Annotated in this window: 17 protein-coding genes; 9 read left to right on the forward strand and 8 right to left on the reverse strand. The window is 63.2% G+C overall.

Features of this window, described 5'->3' with window-relative positions; translation table 11 throughout:
• Positions 1-158: 158 nt before the first annotated feature.
• Positions 159-2,648, reverse strand: a complete 2,490-nt coding sequence (locus G520_RS21455; RefSeq protein ID WP_156876866.1) for a sensor domain-containing protein — start codon at positions 2,646-2,648, stop codon at positions 159-161.
• A gap of 507 nt (positions 2,649-3,155) precedes the next feature.
• Between G520_RS21455 and G520_RS0103900 the strand changes: the two genes are divergently transcribed.
• From G520_RS0103900 to nagE, 4 genes are all read left to right on the forward strand, one after another.
• The gene (locus G520_RS0103900; RefSeq protein ID WP_028534504.1) at positions 3,156-3,890 is read left to right on the forward strand and encodes a GntR family transcriptional regulator; all 735 of its coding nucleotides are present in this window, start codon (positions 3,156-3,158) and stop codon (positions 3,888-3,890) included.
• Complete coding sequence (gene nagA, locus G520_RS0103905; RefSeq protein ID WP_036665316.1) at positions 3,887-5,005, forward strand: N-acetylglucosamine-6-phosphate deacetylase; 1,119 nt, start codon at positions 3,887-3,889, stop codon at positions 5,003-5,005. The genes G520_RS0103900 and nagA overlap by 4 nt, the downstream gene beginning before the upstream one ends.
• Positions 4,986-6,008 (forward strand): SIS domain-containing protein, encoded by a 1,023-nt coding sequence (locus tag G520_RS0103910; RefSeq protein WP_036665179.1) that lies wholly within the window; start codon positions 4,986-4,988, stop codon positions 6,006-6,008. The genes nagA and G520_RS0103910 overlap by 20 nt, the downstream gene beginning before the upstream one ends.
• Positions 6,009-6,319: 311 nt before the next feature.
• Positions 6,320-7,738 (forward strand): N-acetylglucosamine-specific PTS transporter subunit IIBC, encoded by a 1,419-nt coding sequence (gene nagE, locus G520_RS21460; RefSeq protein WP_084637454.1) that lies wholly within the window; start codon positions 6,320-6,322, stop codon positions 7,736-7,738.
• An 82-nt stretch (positions 7,739-7,820) separates the two neighbouring features.
• Here nagE and G520_RS0103920 read toward each other — a convergent pair whose 3' ends face one another.
• The 6 genes from G520_RS0103920 to G520_RS21470 form a co-directional block, all read right to left on the reverse strand.
• Positions 7,821-10,355, reverse strand: coding sequence for a carbohydrate binding domain-containing protein (locus G520_RS0103920; RefSeq protein WP_028534507.1), 2,535 nt, complete (start codon positions 10,353-10,355; stop codon positions 7,821-7,823).
• Between the two features lie 280 nt (positions 10,356-10,635).
• Complete coding sequence (locus G520_RS0103925; protein WP_028534508.1) at positions 10,636-10,995, reverse strand: copper resistance protein CopC; 360 nt, start codon at positions 10,993-10,995, stop codon at positions 10,636-10,638.
• A 132-nt stretch (positions 10,996-11,127) separates the two neighbouring features.
• The gene (locus G520_RS0103930; protein WP_028534509.1) at positions 11,128-12,147 is read right to left on the reverse strand and encodes a zinc ribbon domain-containing protein; all 1,020 of its coding nucleotides are present in this window, start codon (positions 12,145-12,147) and stop codon (positions 11,128-11,130) included.
• A 4-nt stretch (positions 12,148-12,151) separates the two neighbouring features.
• Positions 12,152-13,240 (reverse strand): zinc ribbon domain-containing protein, encoded by a 1,089-nt coding sequence (locus tag G520_RS0103935; RefSeq protein ID WP_156876867.1) that lies wholly within the window; start codon positions 13,238-13,240, stop codon positions 12,152-12,154.
• 71 nt (positions 13,241-13,311) lie between these two features.
• Positions 13,312-14,277 carry a zinc ribbon domain-containing protein gene (locus G520_RS24280; RefSeq protein ID WP_084637455.1) on the reverse strand — a complete coding sequence of 322 codons (966 nt, stop codon included), beginning with the start codon at positions 14,275-14,277 and terminating at the stop codon, positions 13,312-13,314.
• Positions 14,278-14,349: 72 nt separating this feature from the next.
• Positions 14,350-14,877, reverse strand: a complete 528-nt coding sequence (locus G520_RS21470; RefSeq protein ID WP_051228981.1) for an OmpA family protein — start codon at positions 14,875-14,877, stop codon at positions 14,350-14,352.
• Between the two features lie 286 nt (positions 14,878-15,163).
• Between G520_RS21470 and G520_RS0103955 the strand changes: the two genes are divergently transcribed.
• The 4 genes from G520_RS0103955 (at position 15,164) to G520_RS0103970 (ending at position 19,645) form a co-directional block, all read left to right on the forward strand.
• Positions 15,164-15,358 carry a response regulator gene (locus G520_RS0103955; protein WP_028534513.1) on the forward strand — a complete coding sequence of 65 codons (195 nt, stop codon included), beginning with the start codon at positions 15,164-15,166 and terminating at the stop codon, positions 15,356-15,358.
• Complete coding sequence (locus G520_RS21475) at positions 15,355-18,588, forward strand: response regulator (RefSeq protein ID WP_051228983.1); 3,234 nt, start codon at positions 15,355-15,357, stop codon at positions 18,586-18,588. Before G520_RS0103955 ends, G520_RS21475 begins: the two co-directional genes overlap by 4 nt.
• A 7-nt stretch (positions 18,589-18,595) precedes the next feature.
• Entirely contained in the window at positions 18,596-19,231 is a 636-nt protein-coding gene (locus G520_RS0103965; protein ID WP_028534514.1) for a hypothetical protein, read from the forward strand.
• 72 nt (positions 19,232-19,303) lie between these two features.
• Positions 19,304-19,645 (forward strand): hypothetical protein, encoded by a 342-nt coding sequence (locus tag G520_RS0103970; RefSeq protein WP_028534515.1) that lies wholly within the window; start codon positions 19,304-19,306, stop codon positions 19,643-19,645.
• A 17-nt stretch (positions 19,646-19,662) separates the two neighbouring features.
• Here G520_RS0103970 and G520_RS0103975 read toward each other — a convergent pair whose 3' ends face one another.
• The gene (locus G520_RS0103975; protein ID WP_084637456.1) at positions 19,663-20,343 is read right to left on the reverse strand and encodes a response regulator; all 681 of its coding nucleotides are present in this window, start codon (positions 20,341-20,343) and stop codon (positions 19,663-19,665) included.
• A gap of 288 nt (positions 20,344-20,631) precedes the next feature.
• Here G520_RS0103975 and G520_RS0103980 point away from each other — a divergent pair, with 288 nt between their 5' ends.
• Positions 20,632-21,303: a Clp protease ClpP gene (locus G520_RS0103980; protein WP_051228987.1), complete on the forward strand. Its 672-nt coding sequence runs from the start codon at positions 20,632-20,634 to the stop codon at positions 21,301-21,303.
• Positions 21,304-21,317 lie beyond the last annotated feature (14 nt).

Consider the following 21,317-nt stretch of genomic DNA (forward strand, 5'->3'; position numbering starts at 1 on the left):
GGAAACGACCCTGATTCATCCGGCCGACACACCGGGCCGCTCTCTTGTGCGCGAAGAGGCGGGCCGCTGCGGCGGTGCCGCGGTTGATGTTCCCAAAGGACGGCATCGTCCCCCCGTTTGCAACCGGGCTTCTTCCGCCGGATCGCGCTGCGGCAACGTCACGACGACGGCTGGCCGTTTCCGGGCAAGGACGGTGCGACCGCCCCGGAATCATGGGCGACGCCGACGGCATCGCGGACATGGCCCCCCTGTTCCGGGTATGCAATCCGGCCGGCCGCCATCGGCCAGCCGTCCTGGCGAGCTTCACCGGCTTTCCTCATGTCGCGCGCGTCCTCGCCGATTTCATCGTTCGAGCACTGGCCGCCACAGGGCTGAAAATGCCCGGCCGCCGAGGCCCCGCGCAAGGGCTGCGCCAAGGAACGGCGCCAGTACTCTACAAAATCCCCGGCACTCAAGGGACGGCTGATCAGATAGCCCTGGATTTCGTTGCAGCCATCGCGGCGCAACTGCTCCAGTTGGGCGCCACTCTCGACGCCCTCCGCGATCACGGTCAACCCCAGTGCGTGTCCAAGCTGGACGACGGCGCGCACGATGGCTACATTTTTTGCCCCCATGTCGCGAACGAAGGATTGGTCGATCTTGATCTTGTCGACCGCGAAGCGCTGCAGATAGGCCAGACTGGAATAGCCGGTTCCAAAATCGTCGATGGACAGCTTGACCCCGAGCGCCTTAAGGCGCCCCAGGGTGGGCAACACCTGGTCCATATCGTGCAGCAGTATCGATTCGGTCAGTTCCAGATCCAGACACTCGGCAGGAAGACCCGCCGCCTCCAGCGCGGCCGCTACCGTCGCCACGATATTGCCGCGATTGAATTGCAGCGCCGACACGTTGACCGCGATAACGAGAAAAGGCAAGCCGGCGGCACGCCATGCCTGCGCTTGACGACAGGCCTGCCTGAGCGCCCACTCGCCGAGAGGAATGATCAATCCGCTATGCTCGGCCGCCGGGATGAATCCCGCCGGCCCGATCAAGCCCTCGCGAGCATGTCGCCAGCGCAGCAACGCCTCCACGCCGACGATGCGCCCGCTGACGGCATCGACCTGCGGCTGATAATGCAACTCGAAATCCCCGGCCGCCAGCGCATTGCGCAACGCGTCCTGGAGCCGGATCTGCTCAATGGCATCGCTATACATCTGCTCTGCAAAGACCCGATAGGTATTGCGCCCCGCCCCCTTGGCGTGATGCAACGCGGTATCGGCCTGCTTGAGCAGCAAGGCAAACTCGCTGCCATGTTCTGGAAACAGGCTGACGCCGACGCTGAAAGGCGCGTGCAGGCGATGGCCATCAAGGACAAAGGGCGCCTCGAAGCGCGCGATAAGGCGCTGGGTAGACTCCACCACCATACTCGCGTCGACCACATTGCCCAGCAAGACCACAAACTCGTCCCCGCCCTGACGCGTGATCGAATCGGCAGCGCCCAGACATTGACACAGACGCTCGGCAACGCAGGCCAGCAGGCGGTCGCCGTAACCATGCCCCAGGCTGTCGTTGATCTGTTTGAAATTATCGAGATCCAGATACAGCAGCCCCAGCCCCAGCCCCGCCTCTTGTGCGCGCACACGCGCCTGCTCGAACAGATCACCGAGCTGCAAGCGATTGGGCAGGCCGGTCAGGGGGTCATAATGCGCGAGGTAGGCGAGCCGCCTCTCCACCGCGTCGTGTCTGACACGGGCCCGCAAGGTCGCGATACCGAAGGCCAGGTCGCCGGCCAGTTCCTCCAGCAAGGACACCTCGTCCGGAATGAAGGCGCCGACCTCATGCGAGTACAGGGTCAGAACAGCGCGCACGCGCCCCTCGACGAGCAGCGGAAGCGCAATGCTCGACTCGAAGCCTCGAACCCGGGCCGCCTCGCGCCACAGCGCCACCTCTGCGTTATGACTATAATCCTGATTGACGACGGTACGCCCGCAACGAATCGCCGTTCCGGTCGGCCCCTGTCCGTGCGGCGTATCCGCCCAAGAAACGGCAACGTCTTCCAGATAGCCGGCATCCAGCCCCGCCACCGCCACCGGCAGCACGCTCTTGTCGGCATCGTCGCGCGCGAGTCCGACCCAGGCCATGCGATAGGCGCCAACCTCGACCGTGAGCCTGCAGATGCCGACCAGCAACTCGCGTTCGGATTCCGATCTCACCTGCAGGGCATGGCATTTCCGCACCAGCTGCAGCGCGCGTGTCATGCGCCGTTGGGCGGTTTCGGCCAGCTTGAATTCGGTAATGTCTTCGTAGATGCCCGCCACGCCGATCACACGCCGCTCGGCGTCACGCAAGGGAACCCTGGAGCTGCGGACCCAACGCGCCTCTCCAGTCGTGCTGATATGGGGCTCTTCATGGCGCAGGCGCGGCAAGCCCGTTTCCATGACCTGCAGGTCGGCCGCGCGATACCCACCGGCAAGCTCGCTCCAAACCATATCGAAGTCGGTCTTGCCGATCACATCCTCCGGCCGGCTCAAGCCCGCATCGCGGGCGAACAAAAGATTGCACCCGAGAAATCGCAGCTGAAGATCTTTCCAGAACACGCGAATGGGGATGCTATCCAGTGTCTCGCCCAGCAGACCGGCACAGACCTCCGGGGGTAAAACGTCAGTCATCGCACGCACACGCCGCGAATGGCAATCACCTGTATGCCTCCTTCTGCTACGTCCGGTTTGTCGTCGATCGCGCCCCAAGACTGGCGGATGTTACAACGAATACCGGTAAATATCACAGGCCCCTTAGTTTGGCATTTCCATTTGTCACAATTATGCCATTTGCAATTCAATTTGTCGCAAAATGGAAATGCCGTGAGCATTTGGTCGGCAATTTGTATCTACCGATCCGCGCCGCCCGTTCATTCCCAGCAAGCCGGGTACATCAAGACGGAACGACAGCTCGTAATTGTTATATTTCATAAGCTTAAGATACTTTATTCTGTATATTCCATCTTACCAACGGCAGACATGCCATGAAATTTTAGCGACAGAGACAGGGCCATCCGCCACACGTGGTTCTATATTGGTATTGACGTGGTATTAAATTACTATTACTTTGCGGAAACAGCCACAGCGGACGACCCGCTGGGCCACGAATTCGGGCGTAGTATTTGGCGAAAGTGACACATGGAAAACCGCTGGCTCGCACTCAAACCGGAAGAAGCAATCTCAACGCCGCTTTATCTGCAGCTGGCCCGCAAGCTAGCCGATGCGATCAATGACGGCTGGTGGCAGGCCGATGAGGCCTTACCTCCCGAGCGGACCTTTTCGGAAGAACTGGGCATCTCGCGCGTCACCGCTCGCAAGGCACTGGATGTCCTGCTGGAGCAAGGCTTGATCCGTCGCCGTCACGGCTCCGGCACCTTCATCACCCCGCGGCTGGAGCAACCCCTGTCGCGACTCACCAGCTTTACCGAAACACTGAAGATGAAGGGCTTTCAACCCTCTTCGGTCTGGCTCGACCGTTCGATCGGCATCCCCACTCACGACGAAGTCATCAAGCTGGGTTTGTCTCCCGTCGCGCAGGTCGTGCATATGAAACGTCAACGCCTGGCCGATGGAGTCGTCATGGCGATCGAACAGAGCACGCTGCCTCTCGCTTATCTGCCGGACCCCCTGGCCGTGGGCAATTCGCTGTACGCCCACCTCGATGCGCAAGGGCACTCCATCGTGCGCGCCTTGCAGCACATTCGAGCGGTCAACGCCTCGCCGGAGCTCGCGGCTCTGGTCGGCATCCGCACCGGCGAGGCCATGCTGCTGATGACGCGTATCGGTTACACCGTCGATAACACGGCAATAGAGCTGACCGACACTTACTGCCGCAATGATTACTACGACTTTGTCGCAGAGCTGAGAAGATGATGGAACACACCACATTACACGGCCGTATCCTGACCCCCGCGGGCTGGGTGGACGGCAGCATGACACTGGAGCACGGGCGCATCGCGCATATCGAAACGCGCTCGCCTCAAAGCGGTGCGCCGCGGCGCGTGATCCTGCCGGGATTCATCGATCTGCACGTCCATGGCGGGGGCGGCTCCGACATCATGGAAGCCGGCCAGGCGGCGCTGAAAGTGGCCAGAGCCCACGCCCGCTTCGGCACCACCTCGCTGCTGGCGACCACCATGACCGCCCCGACCGCCGAAATCGAAGCCGTGCTGGCCGACATCGGCCGCTGCTGCCACGAACGCCAGCCAGGCAGCGCGCGTTTGCTCGGCGTCCATCTGGAAGGTCCTTACATCAATTCGGGCAAGCTCGGCGCCCAGCCCAATCAGGCCTGCCGCGCAACGCTGGCAGAAATCGAGCACCTGCGCTCGCTCGCCCCGATCCGCCTGATCACACTGGCCCCTGAAGTCGCCGGCCATATGCCGGTCATCCGCGCCCTGGCCGAAGCGGGCGTACGCGTCCAGATTGGTCACACCCTCGGTTCCTACGAAGATGGCGTCGAAGCGCTGGCAAACGGGGCCTCCGGTTTCACCCACCTGTACAACGCCATGACCGGCTTGCACCACCGCGAACCGGGCATGGTCGGCGCGGCGCTCGCCCATGCGGACTATGCCGAGTTGATCCCGGACCTCCTCCATGTCCACCCGGGTGCCATCCACACCGCCCTGCGTGCGATACCGCATCTGTATTGCGTGACCGACTCGACAGCCGCCGCCGGCATGCCCGATGGCGAATACAAGCTCGGCTCGCACCCTGTGTTCAAGTGCATGGGTGGCGTACGCCTGAGCGACGGCACTCTGGCCGGCAGCACGCTAACCATGGATCAGGCCTTGCGCAATCTGGTGGCGATCGGCCTGCCGCTGGAAGATGCCTCGCACCGTTTGTCCCGCTATCCGGCCGACTACCTGGGCATCAACGACCGCGGCCGCCTGGCCGAGGGCGCCTGGGCCGATGTGGTCGTGATGGACGAAGAATTGAATCTGATAGACGTTTACCTGGAGGGAGAACGGAATGTCCTCGCTAATGCTTGAAGAAGCCCTGTCTGCACCCGAGGCGGTTGCGGCACAACATATGTATGCCGACGAAGGGCTGGCGGTGCTCGCCCGCGAGCTGGCCCTGCAGCCGCCCAAGCTGGCCCTGACCGTGGCCCGCGGCAGCTCCGACCATGCCGCCAACTACTTTGCCTATCTGGCCATGCAGCGGCTTGGCGTGCCGGTGGTGTCGCTGCCGATGTCGCTGATGACGCTGCACCACGCGCCGCTGGATGTGAAAAACCAGTTGGCGGTCGCCGTATCGCAGTCGGGCCGCAGCCCCGACCTGATCGACACCATGTCCGCGCTGGGGCATGGCGGCGCACGCACGGTCGCACTGGTCAATCAGCACGAGTCGCCGCTGGCCGATGCCTGCGACTGGGTCGTCCCGCTATGTGCGGGGGCAGAGAAAAGCGTAGCCGCCACCAAGAGCTACATCACCTCGCTGTCGGCCGTAGCCCGGCTGGTCGCGCACTGGGAAAACTCCGCTCCGCTACTGGCGGCGCTGGATACCCTGCCCGAGAAACTGACCGAAGCGACACGTCAGGACTGGTCCCTGGCCGTCGACACCCTGGCACCGGCCGAACGCATCATGGTCGTCGGACGCGGCTTGGGTTTCGCCGTGGCACTCGAGTCCGCACTCAAGTTCAAAGAGACCTGCGCGATCCAGGCCGAAGCATTCTCCAGCGCCGAAATCAAGCACGGTCCGATGGCACTGATCGATGAAGGCTACCCGCTGCTCGTCTTCGCTCCGCGCGGACCCGAGCAGGTCGGTCTGGTCGCTCTGGCCGACGAAATGCGCGGCCGTGGCGCCCGCGTTCTGCTCGCCGCACCGCACGACGTCGCCAGCCGCGACCTGACCCTGGCCACCTCGGACGACGAGGCGCTCGATCCCTTGCTGGCGATCCAGAGCTTCTATCTGATGGCGGCCAGACTGGCCGAAGCACGCGGCCTGAATCCGGACATGCCGCGCCACCTGGCCAAGGTGACCTGCACGCATTGACCCCCTCTCCCTCGTCCGACGCAGGGGGCCGGGATTCGATGACAGACCGCGAACAGGCCGGACCCTCGCGATCTGCCCGATAGTTCGACCGGCGGGGAAGGCGCTCCATAGAAGAGACGCCCCCCGCCAAGCAAAGGCACCGTACCGGTCACGCTCGACCGGTTCGCACCTGGATCCGGCAAGTCCGTATCGCTCGTACGGTTTCGAGACGTTTTCGATGCACAGTGGACATAAGTTGGAACGCTATAGCCAAAAGATGAGGCGCCGTCGCCCAGCGGGCCCGGCACTCCCATACTTTAAGGAGAGATGACGTGAGTACGAATAAATTTGCCAACATACAGCAACTGGGCCGTGCCCTGATGCTGCCTATCGCCGTATTGCCGGTGGCTGGCATGCTGCTGCGCCTGGGTCAGCCCGACTTGCTGAATATCGCCGTCATGGCCCAGGCCGGCGACGCCATTTTCGGCAACCTGGCACTGATCTTCGCCATCGGCGTGGCTGTCGGCTTCGCCAAGGAGAACAACGGCACAGCCGGGTTGGCGGGCGCCATCGGCTATCTGGTCGTCACCGCCGTCCTCAAGACGATGGATGACAAGATCAATATGGGGGTGCTCTCCGGCATCCTGTCCGGCCTGGTCGCGGGCGGGCTGTACAACCGCTACAAGGACATCAAGCTGCCCAGCTCGCTGGCCTTCTTCGGCGGCAAGCGCTTTGTCCCCATCGTCACCGGTTTCAGCATGCTGTTCATCGGCATTGCGCTGGGTTTTGTCTGGCCGCCGGTGCAGCACTTCATCGACGCGATCGGCAAATGGCTGATCGGCGCCGGTGCCGCCGGGCTGTTCGTCTATGGCGTACTCAACCGCCTGTTGATCGTGACCGGCCTGCACCACATCCTCAATTCGATGGTCTGGTTCGTGTTCGGTAACTTCACCGACGCCGCAGGCAAGGTTGCCCATGGCGACCTCGGCCGCTTCTTCGCCGGCGACCCGAGCGCCGGGGCCTTCATGTCCGGTTTCTTCCCGGTCATGATGTTCGGCCTGCCGGCCGCCTGCCTCGCGATGTATCACTGCGCAAAATCGGAAAACAAGAAAATGGTCGCCGGCATGCTGTTCTCCATGGCACTCACCGCCATGCTGACCGGTGTGACCGAGCCGGTCGAATTCGCCTTCATGTTCCTGGCCCCCGCCCTGTACGGCATTCACGCCGTTCTGACCGGTATCTCGATGGTGCTGATGTATCTGCTCCATGTCCGCATGGGCTTCACCTTCTCGGCCGGCCTGTTCGACTATGTGCTGTCGTTCGGCAAGGACCAGAACCCGCTGCTGATGCTCCCGGTCGGTCTCGCGTATTTCGCCGTCTACTATGTCTTGTTCATCTTCTTCATCAAGAAGTTCAACCTGGCGACCCTGGGGCGCGAAGAAACGAAGCAAGTCATGTCCACCGCCACAACCGCCAGCGGCCGTGCGCGCGGCTTCATCGAGGCTCTCGGCGGTGCGGCCAACCTGAAATCGGTCGACGCCTGCACGACGCGCTTGCGCCTGGCCGTCGTCGATTCGTCGGCGATCGACGAATCCGCACTCAAGGGCCTCGGCGCCCGCGGCGTGGTCAAACCGGCAGCAGGCAGCGTACAGGTCATTCTCGGACCCGAGGCCGATCTGGTAGCTGACGAAATCCGCTCCGCCCTCGGCGCCGACAGCGATGCGGTCCCCGCCGCGATCGCCGGTCACTGAGCGACTCCTCGCTTTTCATTCCCGAGCACCCTGGCGCCGGTCGGATAGACCGGCGTTTTTTTTACCTCTCCGCTGAGCGCGCTCAGCGGATTTCAAGCTCATACCAAAGAGCGCGGTAGCCGGGGCTGGTTTCGAATACCGCATGCGCGTGGTCGCCAGCCACCGGCAGGGCCTGCCGCCGTTGTCCGCGCTCGTCGAGCGCCCAGGCGCCGACCCGCGCCGCCGCGACCGGCAATACGATGCGGGCGGCAATACCCTCGACCCATACCGGCGCCTGCCCCCATTGCCGTCCGAGCGTGGTGTGCGCCTCGTCCAGCCAGCGCTGCCCGCTGTTTTCCTCGCTTCCGATCGCCGTCAGCAGAACCCGGCCCGGGTGCGAAAAGTCACGCCCGTCCATCAGTGTGGCCAGCAGCACGCCGCTATTGTGGCGGGCCTGCAGCAGACGCAAGCCCACGCCGCCGGCATCGACGTCCCGTCCCAATCCGGCACCGACCAATCCCTTGCTGCGCGGAGTGTCGATCACGACCGTCTTCCGGCCGTCCTCGCCCCATACCAATTGCCCGCCGATCGCACGCACCGGTAACGGCCGCGGACCGGCAGGCGTGCTGCCGAGCGCGACCGGCCGCCTCAGCGCTTCGTTGCGCGCGGTGCCAAACTGATCCGCCGCCGGCATGGTATTCCCGGCACGCATGGCCTCGATCATGGCCGCGGGCGAAGGTAAGGCGCCGCCCGCGCTCCCGGGCGTCGCAACGTCACCGCGCCGGAACAAGGCGGCCGCGGCCGGCAGCGCACTCATCTTGCCGGGATCGGCCTGAATGTCGAAATACGAAGCAATGAAACCCGGATCGTGATCGCCGGCACCATAATCGAAAACAAATACGCCATCCCAGTCCTGCAGGGCGGCATAGGCGGCCAGAAGCGGCAGTCCCTCGGCGACGAACTCACCCGGCGCGGGATGATTGTACTCGGTGACGACAAAAGGCTTGCCGGCCATGCGACGCAGAGCCAGGTCGGCCAGGGTGCCGCCGCCATCGATGCCCGCCATGGGCGTATTGGCCACACTCCAGTCTGCGGGATCCCACGGCCGGCCGGGAAAGCGCGGATGCTGCCAGTAAGCATGGCCATCCACGACATCCATCCGCGCCTGGATCGGGGCCGGGCTATACCCGACCTGCGTTCCAATCAGCAAGGAACGCAGGCCCACGGTCTGGCGCAGAAAATTACGCATGCCATCCCAGTATTCTGTTTCTGTGTCCCATAGAAACTGTAACCAGTCGCGCTGCCCCTGCGCGCTGCGGGCGCCCTCGTCGCCACGCGCAAAGATGTCGACTCCGCTCCCCTCGAGCGACTCGCCAGCCAGCAGTCCCAGGCGCCCTCCTGTCTTCAGGCTCGCCATGCCCAACCACAGGGTGGAGCGCTGTTCCCCGAGGCCGCCCAGCGTAAAACGCGCCACACCATCCCCAGCGACGGGGGCAAAGGTAAAACGATAGTCGCGCCATCGGGTGTCGACATCCACCGCCGTTTGCCACAGCGACTGCCAGGGCGGGTGCGCCTGCATCGCCGCCAGCCGCACCCGCAGCGGACGGTCGGCACGCAGCCGCAGTCGCAAGGTGTAGGGTTGCCCGGCCGCGAAGCTTTGCCGCAGCTGGTGCAGCTGCACATGCCAGTTCTCGCTGTCTGTCGCCTCGACCGTCACCCGCAGCGAGCCGTCGCCCTCCGTCTGCTGGCGCGCACGCGCCGGCTCCACCACCTGCAGATTCCAGCCATTGCCACCCGTATCGAAGCGCTCGTCTCCCTGCACGTCGTCACGTGCGCTCCAGGCGCGGGCCAGCTCGGCGGTCGACCGGTAATGCGCCGACAGCCAGCGATTCCAGCGCTGTCTTAATTCGGAACGATAGGGCTCGCTCATACGGTCAAGCGCCCCATCCTGCCACTCCCGTATCAAACCGTCCTCATTATTGATCTCGACCAGCGCCAGCGCGGGCTCGTCGCGGTATTGATGCCCGGTATACGGGTTGCGATGCGACAGCAGGGTGCGGGCATAATCGCGCTGCATCGCGATCATGGGCGGGTAGAACAGGTCGACGCCCTTCCAGTACTGAGGCTGCGGCCTGCCTTGCGCGTCGCTCCAGGGTGCGAACCCCGGATAGCTGCGACCGACATGCAGATTCAGATCGCTGTAAATGCCCACCCGTTTCAGGGCCGCGATGAAGTAGTCGAGACGGTCGAGTGCTTTCGGATCCAAGGTCAGGCGGTCCGCCAGCAGCAGGCCATCCGGAGCCGGCCGGGTGTCCATATGATGGAAGCGGACGGCATTGATGCCGAAGCGGGCCATGCGCGCGGCGATGCGCTCGGCGACGTCATGCTCGGGCAGCGCGCCGCCGAATACGCAGTTGACCCCCAGCAAGCGCAGGCGGCGGCCCTCGGCGTACAGATGCCCGTTGCGGACGCCGACAAAACCGGAACGCCCGGCAGGCGCAGGATTCCAGGCATGCAGATTACTGAGGTTCAGCGAAGCGTCATCCCAGGGCAAATGATAGGGGAACAGCGGTGCGTCGGCGGCATGCGCGCCGCAGGCTGCAAACAGGCATAGCAGCACGCGCAAACGTAGCGTCATCAAGACAGACCTCGCACGGGAGATCTTTGTATTCTAGGAGTCGGGCCGGCCGAAGCCAACGCTTCAAGTCGGCGACAGGGCAATACCGGGCCGGGCTAGCGCCACGAACAGGGTGAGTCGCACTGTGGACCCACGCTGCAGAATACGCATATAAGGACGCGCTGGCTCCCGGCGACTACGGCAGAGCCCGGGCCATCCGGCCCGGCGAATCCCGCTGGGTCAGACCGACAACGGCGGCCAGGCCGCTCTGCCAGTCTGGGCAACGGTTGTATCGAAACCATCACTTCACGGTAAAGGCATACTGTCCCTGGGTACGATGGCCGTCGGTTGCCACAGCCACCCATTGCACCTGATAGCGGCCTGGCGCAAGGACAGGCAGCGCCACATGCAGGGTCTTGCCATTCTTCGCATCGACGTCGGCATGGGCGGGACTCACCTGCCTACCGTCGGCAGCGAGCACGGCGATCGAGCTCAGGGCAGGCTCCAGCGTTTCGCTGAAGTCGATGCTCACCTCATCGGCGCTCGGAACAACGGCCTCTGCCGGCGGATTCAGCCGCGTCGGCTTGGCATGCGCCCATACCTGTCCGGCAACGATCATCAAGGCGGCAGCAGTGGCATAACGTAGGGTCGGGCTTTTCATCTTTGGTCCTGTCGGGCCGGCTGCGCGTCAGTGCGGAGCCGGGCGTATCACGCAGGACACAATTTATAACAATTCTCATTCGCAATAAAGCCCTGCCCCAGCAGTGCGACAATTTGCCGCAGCGCGTACCGCCTATTGCAGCAGAATCCACTCGCCATCGTCGCCGCGCCGCAGAACGACCTGATCGCGACTATCGGCGAGACGGATGCGGCAGCGATAACGCGGGCTGTCCCCAAGACGCTCGCAGGACACTTTGGAAAACCTGTCCTTGTCGACAATCAAAACCGGCAAAGCCCGCACCAGGGCTTGCCATATCTCGGCTTCGCTCGGCTCGGACGGGCCGAACAGACGCTTGAACCAGGAGAAGGGACCCCGCACACCCTCATCGTCCTCACTGCCCAGCTGAGCGAGCGCCCGGCCTTCAGCCGCGTGCGACAAGCGCTCGCGCTCGCCGGGCTCGGGAACCACCCAGCGCCTGTCCTTGAGAATCAGCATGCTCGTACCCGTATCGCCCTCGCCACCGCTATCGCGTGCCGCCTTGATCTCCGGCGTCAGCCAGGCTTGCGGCGACCTGAACTCATAGCGATAACGGGCCTGCGATACCTTGACTCCATCGATGTCCTCAGGCGCGCTGAACCCGTCTACCTGCGTGACATGAATCCCGGCCGCCAGACACAACTTGCCGTTCTTGACCGCGGCCTGCCCCACAGGGGTCAAGCGATAGCGCAAACGCAGAGAAAACAGACCGCTGCTCACGCGATCGGGCGCGGCGTACACCCCGGCTTTGACTAGAACGGACAGCCAGCGATTGCTGCGTTCGTCGAAAACCGGAACGAGTGCCGGACTGGAAGCATAGGGAAAATTACCCAGGCACACCTTGTCCTGGAAGGCATCGGGGTGAGCTGCCGCATAGCGGTCGATGGCCGCCGCGAACACCGACTCGGAGGGGGCCTGCGGCGCGAGCAGGTAATAGCCCGTACCGCAAACAAGCGCAAGCACGGCCACCCCGGCCAGATAGCGCACGGGGCGCACCGCCGCCCGGACGGGCGCGACGGGAGCGCGGCGGCGCGGCGCAAAAGGCTTGCCGCAGGCATCGCAAAAGCGGGCATCCTCATCGTTGCCCGCGCCGCAGCGAGTACAGAATCGTAGCATGACCCTACCTCAATTCATGCCCGCAATAACCGCAGAAAGCATCGTCCTCGTCTTCCAGTGCGGCATGACAATGCGGACATTCAACCCTCGGTGCGACGGGCGTCGCCCTGGCAGCCGACTCCGCAGCGGCGCCGTCGCGCCGCGCGTCTAGCCGCTGACGGAGTTCGTGCTGCTTCTGCTGCAGTTGCTGTTGGCCGCTTTCAAACTCGCGCTCGGCGCTGCCGATGTCCAATTCGTCGACAAGGCCCAAATAAATCAGACAATCTCCCTGCATGGCGATAAGCAGGGGGATCAGCATCGCCGCAGCCAGCAGCAGGGCGCTGCCAAGCGCTGCCCCGATCAAATGCCCGGACATGCCGCCCCCCATCCCCAGCAATCCGCTCATCAAACCCAGGCCAGGATTCAGGTCCCGCCCGATAATACCGATCGCCATACTGCTCACGGAGCTCAAGCCGAGTAAAACGACCATGCCGATAAACAGGCCGATCACGATGACCAGCAGCATCAGCAAGACTTTACGCACCAGCACGGTCAACAATTGCTGGCGGGCGACGGCCAGCAAAAAAATCAGCGTCTCGCGCACGCTGCAACCGGCCCAGGTCGACGCCGCCGCCAGCGGATTGAACACATAGCCGAGAGTGAACCCCAGCGTTCCCAAGGCCAGCGCGCTCGCGGGCAGCACCAGGACCAGCGCCACCGGGCCCAGCACCGGGATCTTGCACAGCAGAAACAGCAAGGCGACGATGACGAATAGCGACACCATGGCCGCCAACCCCGTCAACATGACCAGCACCAGACGATGACCGGTCAAGAGGGACTGGAAAACGGCATCGGCCAGCGACAACCGTTCTTCGCCGCGTGCGGCGTCCATGAGCACGATTCCGACCGCGTTGCCGCCGTAGAACAACACGGCAAGCGCGAGCAAGGCGCCCAGAAACACGAGGATGGCGCTACCGGTCATGGCCATCAGACAGACCAGCAGCATGGAGGCGGCGATGCTGCCTGCCAGCAGGGTCAGCGCCCGCCAGTTGGCAATGGCCGACGTTGCATCCAGCAACGATGCGCTTCCTGTGATTTGTTGCGACAAACGCATGGTAGACCCCTTGTTCAAATCGTTTGCCTGACGGAGCCGTTCGGCTGCCGCCAGGTCCGTTGCGCAGCAGGCTATTGCTCGTCCAGGCCCATCTGTTTTTTCAGCTCCTCTTTTTTACGGCGCAACTCTTCCAACTGACTGTGAGCCCGAGCGTCGCTACCCGTCGATATCTTCCCGGCAAGCGGTTTATGCACGGGCGCCGTCGCACTGCCGGCGCCAGCCCCTTCATGCCCCTCTTCAGCCTTGCGCGGCGCCGGCGGCACCGCCACAGGAGACGAACTGGCGGCGGCGCTCGCCGACGAGCGCGGCAACGGCACCAGGACGGGTTCAGGCGGCAGCGATTTTTTGTCTACGATGTGAGCCCCCGCACCGGGTGCCAACTCGAGTACGGCTGTATCCGCCGACGCTTGCGAAGCGGCCTTGCCGCTGCCCGGTGCGCCCCGGGCAGAAAACCCCCCGCTCAAGGCCAGGGCACCGCCGATGACAACGACAAGTGCGACAACAATGGCGGACCACAACAGAATCGGTCTTCTCCGCCATGACGCAACCGGCTGCCCCGCCGGTGCGGCCGGCGCGGCATGCAAACGGGCCTCCTGCACGAGTTGAGCCACCCTTACCGCTTGCGCCCCCTCGACGATCTTCGCTTCCCGCTCCGTTGCGGCCTGCCGTTCCGCTGCGGCCTGCCGTTCCGCTGCGGCCTGCTGTTCCGCTGCGGCCTGCCGTTCCGCTGCGGCCTGCCGTTCCGCTGCGGCCTGCCGTTCCGCTACGGCCTGCCGTTCCGCTGCGGCCTGTCGTCCCGCCGAGAACGGGGCGCCGGCATCGACGGCGGCAGATGACGATGCGACTTTTTCTCCGGACAAAGGCTGCCCGCAGCCCTTGCAGAAATTACGGCCGGCACGGTTAACCGTGCCGCAAGACTCGCATCGCCGTTCGCCCGCAGTGGGGGCTACGACAGGCGCGGTCAGCTCGACACCGCAATGTTGACAGAAACGGGCGCCATCGCGGTTGCTGCGGTGACAAGAAGAACATTCAGCCATGAAATGGATTCCACTTGGGCGAGCGGCACAAGGCGAACTCGCCTGCAGGGTTGGTCAGTGGCGCGGGCCGGATCAGTTGAACAGGCCTTTGCCAAAATTCACGACACTGTCGAAAGCGTTGCCAAGAGGAGACTGACCGAGGTTCTCCTGTTTTTCGCCCAAAATGATGATTTCGGTGCGCCGGTTCAGGCGACGCCCGGCTTCGCTGCCGTTATCTGCAATCGGATGGCTCATGCCATGCCCCTGCGCCCTGATCCGGTTTTTCGAAACGCCACGATCGACCAGCGCTTTCATCACCGACAAGGCGCGCAGCTCGGACAGCTCCTGGTTCAGCTCGCGGCTGCCTACATTATCGGTATACCCCTCGATCAAGACATTATTGCGGGTCTTGTCCTTGAGCAAGACGCTGACTTGATCGAGAAAAGCGTTGGCGCTGCCCTTCACCTCGTATTTGGCGGTATCGAACAGGATGGAGTTGGCAGAGCGGATCTCTACCCCACGGCTGGTCTGGCTGATCGAGACATCCTGACTCGACTTGGGCGCGGCGCAAGCGGACAGGACCGCGATACTGATCATCGCTAGCAGCAAGCTTTTCGACATCGAAGACTCCGACTTATCTCATTAAATTTACTTACAAATATGGCATAAAATAACAATACTTAACCTATATGCATAGCCAGAGGCCTTTGATCTGGCTCCCGTTTTCGTCGAATAAACCGTGTGCCGCCCTGCCTAGCGCGCAGCGCCCACGCAACCCTGCTCCAGCGGCCGGGCGGCGGAATCCGCAGCAGACGGCGTGTGGCGCACATTAGCATAGTATCGCCTCCCTTCTATACTGAAGGCGGCTGCCGTGGACTATCGAAGCGCCTGATTCAGGAAGATCGACATGAAAAGCACGCCCCGTTCCGTTTTGATCGCGGACGACACCCCCCTGATCCGGCAGGGACTGCGGAGGGTGTTGCGCGGCCGCGAGGATGACGACATCGTCAAACCATTCAACGCAGGCGCCGTACAGAATGCTCTCGATCGCTGCCTGCCCGCGGCCGGACACCGACCACACTCCAAGCCGGGAACACCATGACCTCTGCCCCTGAATCCATACCTGAAAAACAGCGCCTGGCCGCCTTGTATGCCTGCGGAATACTCGATACGCCACCCGAGCCTGCTTTCGATGCTCTGGCCGAGCTGGCAGCCCGGTTGTGCGCGACTCCTGCCGCGGCCATCTGCCTGGTCGATTCCGAGCGGCTGTGGTTCAAAGCGCGGTACGGGCTAGGCGGCATAGAACACACCCCGCGTACCGCTTCGTGCTGTGCCCACGCGGTATCGACGGCGCAATGGCTTGAAGTCGCCGATGCAGGGCTAGACCCGCGCTTTTGCGACCATCCGCTGGTCAGCGGCGAGTCTCGTCTGCGCTTCTATGCCGGCATGCCCCTGATCGATAGCCAGGGCCAGCCGCTGGGAACGCTGTGCGTGTTCGATACCCAGGTGCGGCAGTTGAGCGACGCTCAACGCCAAACCCTGTGCACGCTGGCGACGGCGGCAACCGGCCTGGTCGAAGCGCGCAGTGAAAGCCGGCGCATTCTCGACACGATGCCGGCGCTGATCGCTTATTGGGACAGGAATCTGTGCAATCGTTTCTGCAACGGCGCCTATCTGGATTGGCTCGGTCTGTCCGTCGAACAGGCCTACGGTCGGCACGCGCCCGAGCTGATCGGTCCGGACGAGTACCGTTCCAACCTGCCGCAGATGCACGCCGCACTACAGGGCAAACCCCAGCGCTTCGAACGCACGATCGTGCGGCACGAGGGCGGAACGATCCGGGCCTTGCTGTCATATGTCCCGGACGTGGCAAACGGCGAGGTGCAAGGGTTTTATGAACTGGCCAGCGATGTCGGCTCGCTGCACGAGGAAAAGACGGCGCGCGCCAATGCCGAAGCCTATCTGGAATGCATTATCGACGCCGCCAGTGAATTGGCCATCGTCGCCACCGATCTGGCGGGGACGATCACCCTGTTCTCGCGCGGGGCGGAGCGGATGCTCGGCTATAGCGCCAAGGACGTGATAGGCCAACTGTCGCTTACCCGCTTTCACCTTGAAGATGAAATAGAAAGCCGCGGAGCGGTGCTCTCCGAACTCGCGGGGCAGCCCATCTCCGGCTTCGATGTTCTGGTCAGTCAGGCCCGCCTCGGCATGGCCGATGCCGGCGAATGGACCTATCGCCGCAATGACGGCAGCCGCATATCGGTACAGTTGGTCATCGGCGGCATTCGCGGCATGGCCGGCGAACTGATCGGCTATGTCGGTATTGCGCAGCCGCAGCAACAAGCGCAATCGCTGACAACGGAAAAGCAGGCGGCGCAGACGGCCGTCCTAGCCAAGAGCCACTTCATCGCATCGATGAGTCATGAATTGCGCACCCCGCTCAATGCACTGCACGGCTCGGCCCAACTGCTCTCCCACTCGCCTCTGAATGCCGAGCAGCGCCAGTTCAGCGATGTGATTCTGGAGTCGTCGCACGCTTTGCTATCCCTCCTCGACGACATCATCGATTTTAGCAAGATGGAGACCGGGAAGATGGAGCTGGAAACCCGGCCCTTCTTTCTCGAGGACACCTTGAAGGCGACCGCCACGGCCATGAAGCATGCCGGTGGCGAGAAAGAACTGGAACTGGCGATCCAGGTCGATGCCGATGTGCCTTACGATCTGCTGGGCGACGGCTTGCGACTGCAACAGATCCTCAACAACCTGATCGGCAGCGCCATCAAACTCACCACACGGGGGGAAGTCGCACTCTCCATTCGGCGCGCAGAACAGGCCGCAGGCGGATTTGCGTTGCACTTCGAACTGATCGACAGCGGTATTGACCTGGCCGATTCCAGGCTGATGACGCTGTTCCCCCACCCGTCCCGGACTGCGGCCATCCCGTTGCTGGACAGCCGTGGTCTCGGCCTGATGATCAGCCAGCAACTGGTCACCCTGATGGGTGGCAGAATCGTGCTCGATACGCCGCCAGCCGGCGGTAGCCGCTTCAGCTTCGACCTTCCGTTCGGGATTGCGCCGCACGGCACGAACAAACGCTTCCAGCCCTCGTTCGGCCCGCTGAGGATATTGCTTGGCGACGATAATGCAACCACGATCAACGCCTTGCGCAGCCTGATTGCCTCCTGGGGCTGGCAAGCCGAGTGCGCGCTCACACAACAGGGGGTGCGCGAGCGATATCGACAATCGGAACAGGATGGCCGTCCCTTCGACCTGATCATCCTTAACTGGAAGCTGGACGGCGAGGACAGCGCCGCTACCATCCGCCACGTCAAGGCGCAGACCTCGCCCCCTCCGCTCGTGCTTCTGGTCCCGTCCGGTGGCAAAGCACGCCTGGCGCAGGGAGACGGCGGCGAAGATGCGCAACTGATCAAACCGGTGACCGCGTCCGCCTTGTTCGATGTCGTGCTCGATGTTTGTGCCAAAGCTCATCCCCACCCGCAGGAAGCGGCGGCAAGCGATGGCGAGAATATCGCACTCAGCGGGGTGCGCCTGCTGTTGGTGGAAGATAACCCGATGAACCAGATCGTCGGGCGCGGCCTGCTCGAGCAAGCCGGAGCCAGCCTTGCCATCGCCGCTGACGGGCAACAGGCCATCGAGATTATCGAACGGCAGCCCCAGGCTTTCGACCTGATCCTGATGGATATTCAGATGCCGGTACTGAACGGTTTTCAGGCAACCCGCCATTTGCGCGAGAAGCTTGGAATGCGGCTGCCCATCGTAGCCATGACGGCGGGCGTAATGCCTGAAGAACGCGAACAATGCTATGCAGCAGGCATGGATGACTTCATTCCAAAGCCGATAGACCGCGCACATATGATACGGGTGATTCTGCGCAACCTGCAGCCGCGCAACGAGACGGCGCTTCCTTTCGATCGGACCGACACGCTGGACATCGGTTCCATCCTGGATATGTTTCCCAACGACGAAGCATTCCGCAGTCAGGTCTCGACCATGCTGCAGCGCTTGCCCGAGATCGGCCCCGACCTGATAGACACGGTCAACGCAGCCTGGCGGCAAGGCAGCGTCGACACGGTAAAACAGTCGCTGCACAAGGCGCGCAGCAGCATCGGCACCCTGGGCGCCAAGCGTCTGACGGCGTTGACGATAGAGATCGAGAAGGCGATTGAGCAGGACCGCCCCACCGACGTCGAAACCGCACTTCCGCGACTGGAGAGCGAAATGGCCGCCGTCCTGCGCGTGCTCGACGAGTGGCTCGCCAGCGAAAGCGCGCGCAAGTCCGCGCAATCCGCCGATGCCGCCGCACCCTGAGACGGCCATGGAGACCATCGATGCCCGACACGCCTGGAGCCTCGTTCGCGACGGCTCGCATTTTCAATGGTATCTGCTTCCCTTGCTGCTTTTCGTCCTCTACCTCTACAACGAGCAGGCCGCGGCCGGACGCTGGCATGTCGTGTTCGGCGGCCTCGCCTTCTGGCTGATGGACTGGATCAGTGAGATCGTGAACGCGCTGATCGCCCATGGTTCCGGCTTCGCCCCCATCTGGGGCACACCAGGCGCATCTGCCTACGTGATACTCATAGGCTTGAATGTCGAGATCAGCGCCATGTTCGCCATCATGGGGCTGTTGGCCGTACGCCTGCTACCGCAGCGGCGAGACCTCAAGTGGCTCGGCATCGGCAACCGCTGGCTGCTTGCCGCGGTCAATGCCGGTCTGTGCGTCCTCGTCGAGTGCTGGCTCAACCACATCGGCGTCTTGACCTGGGAATGGCGCGACTGGAACGCGGGTCGGCCGTGGCTGATTTTTTTCGTCGGTTATCTGCCGTTTTTTCTAGTGGCCTACCGGGTGCACGATATGCGCGCGCGCCGCAGCCAGATAGTGGCGGTCGGCGTCCTGGCGGCGGCCGTGGCACTGGCGCTGGCGGTTTTCGGCGCGATTCTGGGCTGGATTTGATGTGCGGCACTTTCTTTCAGCGTCGGCTTTTGAAATACTGCGCAGCAATGCAATGACAATGCGAGGAAAAGGATGCGCCCTCCTGAGCCACCTTCGGCGCGGCGCCGGCGCCTTGCGCCGCAGATGCGTTTCTATCTGGCAGGCGTGCTCGTGCTTGTCGTGGGCCTGCTGTCTGCGGCCGGAGTCTATCTGAACGCCGATGACAGCCAGACCTATACCGTGGACTACGGCGGGGACCGGCGTGCCTCGCTCGCCCTGGAACGCGTCGGCGGCAAGGCGGCGGTCTGGGCGGTCGAATTCAACCAGTGGCTGGGTCACCTCTGGCACGGTCAGCAACTGGCCTATACTCTGGCCTATTTGACGCTGGGCCTCGCCCTGGTCTGTTTCCTTCTCGGCGACCGCTGTCGACGCTGAGGCAATACGCTTGCCGCTCAGGAGATGGGCAGCAGATAGCCGACACCGCGCTGGGTCCGCACCCAGCCGCAGCCCAGTTTGCGCCGCAAATTGTGCACGTGGACTTCGAGCGCATTGTCCGACCCGCACTGCAGGCGCGCGAGCAGGAGGTCGCGCGCAACCACCCGACCGCCCTCGCGGGCGAGTTCCAGCAGCAGGGCATATTCGGAAGGCGACAATGGCACATCGCCTCCTGCGAGAGTGACCTGATGCGCCCCGGTATCGATGCACAGCTCGCCAATATCCCAGCAATCGGAAGCCCGGGCTCCCTTGCGCCGGGTCGCCGCTCGCAGCCGCGCCAGCAGTTCTGCCATGGTGAACGGCTTGAGCAGGCAATCGCTGGCGCCGATATCCGTGCTCGGCAGCCGGCCCTCCACCCTGTCGCGCGCGGCAAGCACGATGACAGGAAGCCGGCTGCGGCGCTCGCGCAACTCGCGCCACAGTACCATGCCCTCGCCATCCTGCATGCCGAGATCCAGCAGCAGCGCATCGAGCGGTTCAGCCTGCAACAAGGCGCGCGCCTCTTTCAGACGCCGCACCCAGACCGTGCGCACGTCGATCTGGCGCAGGGCCATGCTCAAGGCATCGCCCTGCGCCAGATCGTCTTCCATCAGCAACACCTTCATGCCGGTCTCGCCGCCGTTCGGCGGAGTGTCCATGCCAATGAAATTACCAAGTATTTCAACATGATAAAATCATACCCCTACATCGCGGATCGGGAAACGCCGTTGCACATCGGCGCGACGGCCAGCGCTCTGCACGCCGCAAAAAAATAAGCGCCCGTCAAAAGACGGGCGCAAGACAGGAAAGACAGGGCAATGAGCAGTGGTACCGCTGCACAGTCTACCCGCCGATTGTTATGGATTTATGAGGCGGGCCCGGCCAGGCGCATATGCTAGGCTTCAAGTACAAGCCCGTCCGGGCCGAACAACAAGGAGGAGTTGCCCATGCTGCCGCGCTCGTCGCTCGAATCCATCCGCCTCGCCGCCGGGCACGGCGACGAGGCGGATGACCCGACTCCCGGCTTGCCCCTGTTCCGGCGTTATGAGAGCCAGGGCGTCGCACGCCAGATTTCTTTCTACTTGTCGGGAGAAATCGGCGCCCCCATCCAGTACACCGATCTGCTGTACACGCTGCGCACCGCTCGCGAAACCGACTTGGTCCTGTTGCACCTGAACACGCCGGGGGGCAACTTCGATACCGGCTTGCAGATCATCAACAACATCGGTGCCAGCGACGCTCATGTCATCACGGTACTCGAAGCACGCGCCTACTCGATGGGCGCGATGTTGTTTCTGGCAGGAGACGAGTTGATCGTCCACGACACCTGCCAGCTGATGTTCCACAATTATTCGTCCGCCCTGATAGGCAAGGGCAACGAACAGCAGGCGCAAGTCCTCGCGATGAGCAAGTGGTTCGAAAAAGTGATGCGGCAGGTCTGCCGCCCTTTTCTGTCGGACGCGGAAGTCGAGCGGATACTGCACGGCGAGGATATCTGGATGGACTCGGACGATATCCGCCGTCGACTCGCGCATCTGCAAAAAGGCGAGCCCTCGGTAAAACAGCGCAAGCCGCGCGCGGCGGCCACGCCGGCAACGGCAGGCGAAGCACCGCATTGAAATGCGGGCGGCCC

The organism is Paludibacterium yongneupense DSM 18731 (assembly GCF_000422925.1).
In the GTDB taxonomy this organism is placed as follows: Bacteria; Pseudomonadota; Gammaproteobacteria; order Burkholderiales; family Chromobacteriaceae; genus Paludibacterium; species Paludibacterium yongneupense.